Annotated in this window: 9 protein-coding genes and 1 pseudogene; 4 read left to right on the forward strand and 6 right to left on the reverse strand. The window is 71.4% G+C overall.

What is annotated here, in order from left to right; translation table 11 throughout:
- The 3 genes from NQ160_RS14710 to deoC form a co-directional block, all read left to right on the forward strand.
- Positions 1-420 (forward strand): carbohydrate ABC transporter permease (locus NQ160_RS14710; RefSeq protein ID WP_257515951.1); only part of this gene is annotated, 420 nt, incomplete at its 5' end.
- A gap of 42 nt (positions 421-462) precedes the next feature.
- Complete coding sequence (gene arfA, locus NQ160_RS14715; RefSeq protein WP_257515952.1) at positions 463-1,998, forward strand: arabinosylfuranosidase ArfA; 1,536 nt, start codon at positions 463-465, stop codon at positions 1,996-1,998.
- Positions 1,999-2,036: 38 nt separating this feature from the next.
- Positions 2,037-2,753 carry a deoxyribose-phosphate aldolase gene (deoC, locus tag NQ160_RS14720; RefSeq protein ID WP_257515953.1) on the forward strand — a complete coding sequence of 239 codons (717 nt, stop codon included), beginning with the start codon at positions 2,037-2,039 and terminating at the stop codon, positions 2,751-2,753.
- 6 nt (positions 2,754-2,759) lie between these two features.
- Here deoC and NQ160_RS14725 read toward each other — a convergent pair whose 3' ends face one another.
- The 5 genes from NQ160_RS14725 to NQ160_RS14745 are packed head-to-tail and all read right to left on the reverse strand — an operon-like array spanning position 2,760 to position 6,124.
- Positions 2,760-3,737, reverse strand: a complete 978-nt coding sequence (locus NQ160_RS14725; RefSeq protein ID WP_257515954.1) for a bifunctional riboflavin kinase/FAD synthetase — start codon at positions 3,735-3,737, stop codon at positions 2,760-2,762.
- Positions 3,734-4,159 carry a hypothetical protein gene (locus NQ160_RS14730; RefSeq protein WP_374113661.1) on the reverse strand — a complete coding sequence of 142 codons (426 nt, stop codon included), beginning with the start codon at positions 4,157-4,159 and terminating at the stop codon, positions 3,734-3,736. The genes NQ160_RS14725 and NQ160_RS14730 overlap by 4 nt, the downstream gene beginning before the upstream one ends.
- Before the next feature lie 56 nt (positions 4,160-4,215).
- The gene (locus NQ160_RS14735; protein ID WP_257515956.1) at positions 4,216-4,584 is read right to left on the reverse strand and encodes a hypothetical protein; all 369 of its coding nucleotides are present in this window, start codon (positions 4,582-4,584) and stop codon (positions 4,216-4,218) included.
- Positions 4,584-5,468: a tRNA pseudouridine(55) synthase TruB gene (gene truB, locus NQ160_RS14740; RefSeq protein ID WP_257515957.1), complete on the reverse strand. Its 885-nt coding sequence runs from the start codon at positions 5,466-5,468 to the stop codon at positions 4,584-4,586. The genes NQ160_RS14735 and truB overlap by 1 nt, the downstream gene beginning before the upstream one ends.
- A complete protein-coding gene (locus NQ160_RS14745; protein ID WP_257515958.1) occupies positions 5,468-6,124 on the reverse strand; it encodes a uridine kinase in 657 nt (218 codons plus the stop codon). The genes truB and NQ160_RS14745 overlap by 1 nt, the downstream gene beginning before the upstream one ends.
- A 63-nt stretch (positions 6,125-6,187) precedes the next feature.
- Between NQ160_RS14745 and NQ160_RS14750 the strand changes: the two genes are divergently transcribed.
- Positions 6,188-7,054 (forward strand): A/G-specific adenine glycosylase, encoded by an 867-nt coding sequence (locus NQ160_RS14750; RefSeq protein WP_257515959.1) that lies wholly within the window; start codon positions 6,188-6,190, stop codon positions 7,052-7,054.
- 239 nt (positions 7,055-7,293) lie between these two features.
- Here the strand turns inward: NQ160_RS14750 and NQ160_RS14755 are convergent.
- Positions 7,294-7,484, reverse strand: a pseudogene (locus tag NQ160_RS14755) (30S ribosome-binding factor RbfA); the annotation flags it as partial.

Genomic DNA, 7,484 nt, shown 5'->3' on the forward strand with positions numbered 1-7,484 from the left:
ACCCCGCTGGGACTGATCCTGCCGCAGGTGGTCGCCCCGGCGATGGTGTTCATCCTGAAGAAGTTCTTCGACCAGGTGCCGATCGAACTCGAGGATGCCGCCCGGGTCGACGGCGCCGGAAGAGTGCGCGTGTTCTGGTCCATCGCGCTGCCGCTGTCGCGTGGCATCCTGGCCGCCGTTGCGATCTTCGTGTTCATCTCGACCTGGAACAACTTCCTCTGGCCGTTCCTCATCATCAACGACACGAACCTCATGACCCTGCCGGTGGGCCTGCAGACCGTGATCAGCGCCTACGGGGTGCAGTACGCCCAGGTCATGGCGCAGGCGGTGCTCGCTTCGCTGCCGCTGATCGTGCTGTTCCTGATCTTCCAGAAGCAGATCGTCCGCGGCGTCGCCACGACCGGCTTCGGCGGCACCTGAGCCGCGCTCCCCCTCGCCACACCCCCTTTCGACAGGAGAACCATGCCCCGCGCCCGCATCGTCATCGACCGCGACTTCACGGTGGGAGACGTGCCCCGCCGGCTCTTCGGCTCGTTCGTCGAGCACATGGGACGCTGCGTCTACACCGGCATCTTCGAGCCCGGGCACCCGCAGGCCGACGAGCGGGGGTTCCGCCGGGACGTGCTGGCGCTGGTGAAGGAGATGGGGCCGACGGTCGTGCGCTACCCGGGCGGCAACTTCGTCTCCGGATACCTCTGGGAGGACGGCGTCGGTCCCGTCGCCGACCGGCCGCGGCGCCTCGACGGCGCCTGGCACACCGTGGAGACGAACGCCTTCGGGCTGCACGAATTCGTCGACTGGGCACGGGAGGCCGACGTCGAGGTGATGCAGGCGGTGAACCTCGGCACGCGCGGCGTCGAAGAGGCGCGGGCGCTCGTGGAGTACTCCAATCACGCCGGCGGCACCTACTGGTCGGACCTGCGGCGCCGCAACGGTGCCGAGAAGCCCTTCGACATCCGGTTGTGGTGCCTGGGCAACGAGCTGGACGGGCCCTGGCAGATCGGGCACAAGACCGCGCACGAGTATGGCCGTCTCGCGCAGGAGACCGCCAAGGCGATGCGGTTCGTCGACCCCGACCTGGAACTCGTCGCTGTGGGGTCATCGAACCGCCAGATGCCCACCTTCGGGTCATGGGAGCACACCGTGCTCACCCACGCCTACGACGAGGTCGACTACATCTCGATGCACGCCTACTACCAGGAACGCAACGACGATGCGGCGTCGTTCCTGGCCGAAGCGGTCGACATGGACGCCTTCATCGAAGGCGTGGTGTCGACCATCGACGCGGTCAAGGCCGCCGGCAAGCACCGCAAACAGGTCGACATCTCGTTCGACGAGTGGAACGTCTGGTACCAGGAGGGCCTGCAGACCGACGATCAGCCACACCTCGTGGCCCGGCAGTGGCGGGAGCACCCGCGCCTCATCGAAGACACCTACTCTGTCACCGACGCGGTCGTGGTGGGCACGTTCCTCCACAGCCTGCTGCGTCACGGCGACCGCGTGCGCATCGCCAACCAGGCGCAGCTGGTCAACGTCATCGCCCCCATCCGCTCCGAGGAGAACGGCCCCGCGTGGCGGCAGACGATCTTCTGGCCCTTCGCCCGCATCGCCCACCTCGCCCGCGGTCGCATCCTGCGGCTCGCGGTGGATTCGGCGCAGATCCCGACGGTGAAGTTCGGCGACGTCGACGCGGTCGACGCTGCCGCGACGTGGGACGAGCAGACGGGCGAGGTGGCGCTGTTCCTGGCGAACCGGTCGCTGGATGAGGCCGCCGAGGTGACGCTCGAGCTGCGGGGGCTCGACGTCACCGAGGTGAAGGATGCCGAGGTGCTGACCGTTCCCGACGACGGCGACCGCCACACCGCCAACACCCAGGAGGCACCCGACTCCGTCGGGCTGGTTCCCCTGCGCGGCGTGGGCATCGACGACGGCGTGCTGCGTGCGACGCTTCCGCCGGTGTCGTGGGCCGTCGTGCGATTGGGGGTCGCCCGGTCGTGACCTGCGGCATCCTGCGGTTGCACGGTTACGCTTGACCCATGCCCCGTCTCACTGAACGCGAACTCGCCGCCACCATCGACCACGCGATCCTGAAGCCCGACTTCACCCGGTCGGACGTGGACGCGGAACTGGACATCGCGGCCGAGTGGGGCGTCTTCAGTGTGTGCGTCCGTCCGTCCGACATTCCTTACGCCGTGCAGCGGCTCGACGGCACCGGCGTCGCCGTCGGCACCGTCATCGGGTTCCCGCACGGCACCACCTCGACCACCGCGAAGGTGGCCGAGACGATCCGTGCGCTCGAGGACGGCGCGACCGAGTTCGACATGGTCATCAACATCGGCGCCCTCCGCTCGGGCTTCGACGAGGTCGTCGTCGACGACATCCGCGCCGTCGTGGATGCCGCGGGGGGCCTGATCACCAAGGTCATCCTCGAGACGAGCCTGCTGGACGAGGAGCAGATCGCCCGCGGCAGCCGGCTCACCGAGGCCGGCGGAGCCGACTTCGTCAAGACCTCCACCGGCTTCGCCGGCGGCGGCGCGACCGTCGAGCACGTCCGGCTCATGCGCGCCAACGTCGGTCCGGGGGTGCAGGTGAAGGCCTCGGGCGGCGTGCGCAGCCTCGACACGGCGCTCGCGATGATCGATGCCGGCGCGTCGCGCTTGGGCACGAGCGCCAGCGCCACGATCCTCGGCGAACTGCGTGCCGTCCTCGCCGGCGAATCGGCGTCGGGCGCCGTCGACGAGTCGTCCTACTGACCCGGCCTACTGCAGCGCGGCGCGGACGCGCTGGACGTCGTCCGTCATCTGCGCGATGAGGGCGTCGATGCCTTCGAAGGCGACCATCCCGCGGATGCGGGCGATGAAGTGCACCTCGACCCGGTGGCCGTAGAGGTCGAGCTCTGTCTCGTCCAGGACGTACGCCTCCACCTGGCGCACCGCGACGTCGTCGAAGGTGGGGTTGGTCCCCACCGAGATGGCGGCGGGGTACCGCGTCGTCGAGTGCGGTGAGGGTGTGGCATCCGCCCCATCGATCGCCCCATGGTCGACGAGCCAGCCCGCGTACACGCCGTCTGCGGGGATGAAGCCCTCGGCCTCGACCGAGAGGTTCGCGGTCGGAAAGCCCAGCTCGCGCCCGCGCTTGAGCCCGTGGACCACCTCACCGCGGACGGCGGCCGGGCGCCCCAGCAGGCGCGCGGCGGTCTCGACGTCACCCTCGGCCAGGAGCGTGCGGATCCACGTGGACGACACGCGCCGCCCCTCGTCGTGCGCACGGATGTCGTCGATGACCTGCACCCGGAACCCGTACTCACGGCCGAGGTCGGCCAGCAGCTGGGGATTGCCTGCTCCCCCGCGCCCGAAGCGGAAGTCGCTGCCGACGAACACCGTCACCGCACCCACGGCATCCACCAGCACCCGACGCACGAACTCCTCCGGGGCGAGGTCTGCCAGGGCGCGGTCGAAGCGCAGCACGAGGGTGGCATCCACCCCGGTGTCCGCCAGCAGGGCGAGCTTCTGATCGACGCTGACCAGGTCTTCGGGACAGATCTCGGGTCGCAGCACGCTCAGCGGATTGCGGTCGAAGGTCACCGCCACGACGCGGGCGCGCTCGGACGCCGCCTCCACCCGGGCACGGTCGATGCCGGCGCGGTGGCCGGCGTGCACGCCGTCGAACTTGCCGATGACGACCACCGACGGGCCGAAGCCGGCGGGGATCTCGGCGGGATCGCGGAACGTGATCACCAGGAGGACCTCTCGACCGGTTCGACAGCGGATTCCACGACGCGGCCGGGGCGGTGCGTGACGAGCCACCACAGGCCCAGCACCGGCAGCGCGAGCGGAATGAAGAGGTACCCCGCCCCGAACCATTGCCAGACCGTCTGGTGGTCGAACTGCTCAGGGAGGAGGAAGGTCAGCGACCCGACGACGATGACGCCGGTCAGCTCGAAGCAGATCGCCACCCAGGCGACGACGTACCAGGCCCGGGATCCGGCGAACACCAGCGCGAGCGTGGCGAGGATGTACACCACCGCGGCCGCGGCCGACAGCGAGTAGGCCAGCGGTGCCTCGTCGAAGCGCTCGACGATCTGCACGAAGGAGCGGCCGGTGGCAGCGAGCGCCATGACCGCGTAGACGATCACGAGCACACGGCCGATGCCGGTCATACGCGGGCGGGAGGACATGTCGCGCTCCAGTGTAGGGGCCGCGGGAAGGAGCCGGCTCATGCGCCCTGCACCGTCCAGATGACCTGCATGCGCCAGACCATGACAGCCACCGACAGTGCGGCGATTCCCATGATGACGGTGCTCCAGCGGCTGCGCTCGAGGAGCGCCCACAGCACGGCGGCCGGGGGCAGCAGCACGGCCGAGACGAGGTAGACCCAGAATTCGAGCAAGCTCCCCGACGGCGGGTTTCCTGTCAGCGGCGCGGCGATGCCGACCACGACCTGTGCCACCAAGAGCAGCTCGACCAGCGCCAGCGAGCCGACCGTGAGGTCGCTCGGGCGGCGCCCGGCGAGGCCGAGCACCACGCAGAGCAGGCCGGCCACGACGGCGACGGCCACCTGGACGACGGCGAACCACAGGATCATCAGTTCTCCTCCGAGACGTTCATGGCGCTCTTGACGTCGTCGCCGCGGCGCTCGACGATCCCCACCAGCCGGCCCTCGGGATCGATCGCCGCCGCGCGCTCGGTGGTGAGCCGGGTCGCGGCGCCGGTCAGGCGCTTGCCGTGTCGCAGGTCGCGGGCTTCGTCCGCGCTGACGGGGAACGAGCCGAGCACGCTCGCGGCGACCTGCGCCTGCGGCAGGAGCGCCTCGGCGGAGATGTCGTCGACACCGACCGCGTCGGCGACATCGAACGGGCCGATGCGCGTGCGCCGCAGCGCCGTGAGGTGTCCCCCGACTCCGAGCGCGGCGCCGAGGTCGCGCGCCAGCGCACGGATGTAGGTGCCGCTGGAGCAGTCGACCACGACGTCGAGGTCGATGACGCCGGCGCCGTGACGGCGCTCGCGCACCGCGAAGCGCGAGACGGTGACCGCGCGCGCGTTCAGCTGCACATCTTCGCCGGCGCGGGCGAGGTCATACGCCCTCCGGCCGTTGACCTTGATCGCGGAGACGCTGCTGGGCACCTGCGAGATCGCCCCGGTGAGGTCGGCGATGCCGGCGGCGAGCCGCTCGTCGTCGACGGCCGCCACTGCCTCGGCATCCGCCGTCGTCGTCACGGTGCCGTCGGCGTCATCGGAGTCGGTGCCCACGCCCAGCCGGATGGTCGCCTCGTAGGTCTTGTCGAGCCCGACGAGGTAAGTGAGCAGCCGCGTCGCGCTGTCGACGCCGAGCACCAGCAGGCCCGTCGCCATCGGGTCGAGGGTTCCGGCGTGGCCGATCTTGCGCGTCCCCATGGCGCGGCGGGCGCGGGCGACGACGTCGTGACTCGTGATGCCGCCGGGCTTGTCCACGAGCAGGATGCCGCCCATCAGCAGAAGTCCCGGAAGACGCGGGCAGGACGCCGGAAGTCGGTGTTGTCGACGATCGCCGACGCGGCGCGGCGGGGGTCGGCGTCGCGCAGGTACAGCTCCTGACCTTGCCGGTACCGCGCGTTCGAGGCCGCGGTGTGGTCGGGGTCGGCCCCGTCGCGCTCGGCGAGGCGGGCGAAGGCGACGTCGACCGGGACGTCGAGCCACACCGACCAGTGCCAGAGGCCGCGCAGCTCGGCTCGGTGCAGGAAGATGCCGTCGACCAGCAGCACCGCGTCGGGGCCGGCGACCTGCGGAGCGACGTCGACGGAGGCGTCGGCGGCGACGTCCCACACCGCGGTGCGGAAGGGCTCGCCGGCGCGGAACGGCTCGATGAGCTCCCGGCGGAAGGCGGCGTAATCGTAGGAGTCGAGGTAGAACCCCTCCGGCGACGTGCGGCCGCGGGCATAGCGCTGCGCACGCGGACGGTGGAAGCCGTCGACCGACGCGCGGAAGACGGGAACGTCGTCGAACACGGTCGCGAAGCCGTCGGCGAATCGGGTCTTGCCCGCCCCGTCGAACCCGTCGACGGCGAGCAGGATCCGGCCCCGGCGATGATGCTGGCTCACGTCGTCGCGCAGGCTCCGCCAGAGGTCGGGGGCGGTGGTCTCGGGCATCCCTCCAGCTTACTTCGGTGGCGACGGCGCACCCCGCGGAACGAGCGGTCGTAGGCTTTTGCGGTGCCCGACCTCGCCGCTCCGCTCATCGCGTGGTACCGGGAGAACGCGCGGGACCTGCCGTGGCGGCATCCGGAGTTCGGCGCGTGGGGTGTGCTCGTGAGCGAGTTCATGCTGCAGCAGACGCCGGTGGCGCGGGTGATCCCCCACCTCGAGGCGTGGCTGGAGCGCTGGCCCGATCCCGCAGCGCTGGCAGCCGCCCCGCCCGCGGAGGCGGTGCGGCAGTGGGCGAACCTGGGGTACCCGCGGCGCGCGCTGTGGCTGCACCGCGCGGCCGTGGAGATCCGCGACCTGCACGGGGGCGTCGTGCCGGCGGACGTCGCCGCGCTTCTCGCGCTCACCGGGATCGGCGATTACACCGCCCGCGCCGTGGCCGTGTTCGCGTACGGACAGCGGCATCCGGTCGTCGACACCAACACCCGGCGCGTGCTGGCCCGGGCAGTCGACGGCCGGTCGCAGCCGGGGGCGCCGGCGCGGCGCGACCTCGCGGCGATGGCGGCGGTGCTTCCCGCCGACGACGCCGGCGCGGCGGTCGTCAACGCGGCGACGATGGAACTCGGAGCGGTGGTGTGCACGGCACGCGCGCCGCGGTGCGAGGCGTGCCCGCTCGCGCACCTGTGTGCGTGGCGGGCAGCCGGGTACCCCGACACCGGTGACGACCGGCGACGGCAGGCCCGGTACGAGGGCAGCGACCGGCAGGCGCGCGGGGCGGTGCTGCGGGTGCTGCGGGAGGCCGCGGCCCACGCGGTGCCGGCGGAGGCGGTCATCGCCGACTGGCCGGACCCCCGCCAGCGCGACCGCGCGATCGACTCGCTGATCGCGGACGGGCTGGTCGAGGCATCCGAGGGCAGGCTGGCGCTGCCGCGCTGATCGATGGCGGTGTCAACGGGTGTGCCACCGTGCGCAACGTCGGGAATTCGAGCGGCCGGGGCCCGTGGTGCCTGCGAAAGCGGGCGGGGCGGGACGGATCGGCGACGTTGTGCACGCGGTCCGACGGTGCCGAGGTTGCGGGTGCGGCCCGGGCACGACGTAGGCGCCGCAGCGAATAGTCACTCGCGAGGCCGAGTACTCACTCGGCGTCGCGAATACTCACTCGCGACCGCGAATACTCACTCGGCGTCTTCGAGGTCGCGCGGCTTCACGTACGGGTCGGGCTCGCCGGCGTAGGTGGCGCCGGTGGCGAGACCGGCCACGGCCGCGTCGCGCTCGCGCGCCTCGCGCAGCAGGTCCTCGATGTGCCCGGCGTTCTCGGGGATCGCGTCCGGAATGAACTCGAGGGTGGGGGTGAGCCGCACGCTGA

The organism is Microbacterium sp. zg.Y909, assembly GCF_024626565.1.

Bases quoted from the DNA above. Each gene is read 5' to 3' on its own strand.
- NQ160_RS14735 (WP_257515956.1), bottom strand. From the start codon at position 4,584: ATGATCCTGTGGTTCGCCGTCGTCCAGGTGGCCGTCGCCGTCGTGGCC.
- NQ160_RS14745 (WP_257515958.1), bottom strand. From the start codon at position 6,124: ATGCCCGAGACCACCGCCCCCGACCTCTGGCGGAGCCTGCGCGACGAC.
- arfA (WP_257515952.1), top strand. From the start codon at position 463: ATGCCCCGCGCCCGCATCGTCATCGACCGCGACTTCACGGTGGGAGAC.
- NQ160_RS14730 (WP_374113661.1), bottom strand. From the start codon at position 4,159: ATGACCGGCATCGGCCGTGTGCTCGTGATCGTCTACGCGGTCATGGCG.
- deoC (WP_257515953.1), top strand. From the start codon at position 2,037: ATGCCCCGTCTCACTGAACGCGAACTCGCCGCCACCATCGACCACGCG.
- truB (WP_257515957.1), bottom strand. From the start codon at position 5,468: ATGGGCGGCATCCTGCTCGTGGACAAGCCCGGCGGCATCACGAGTCAC.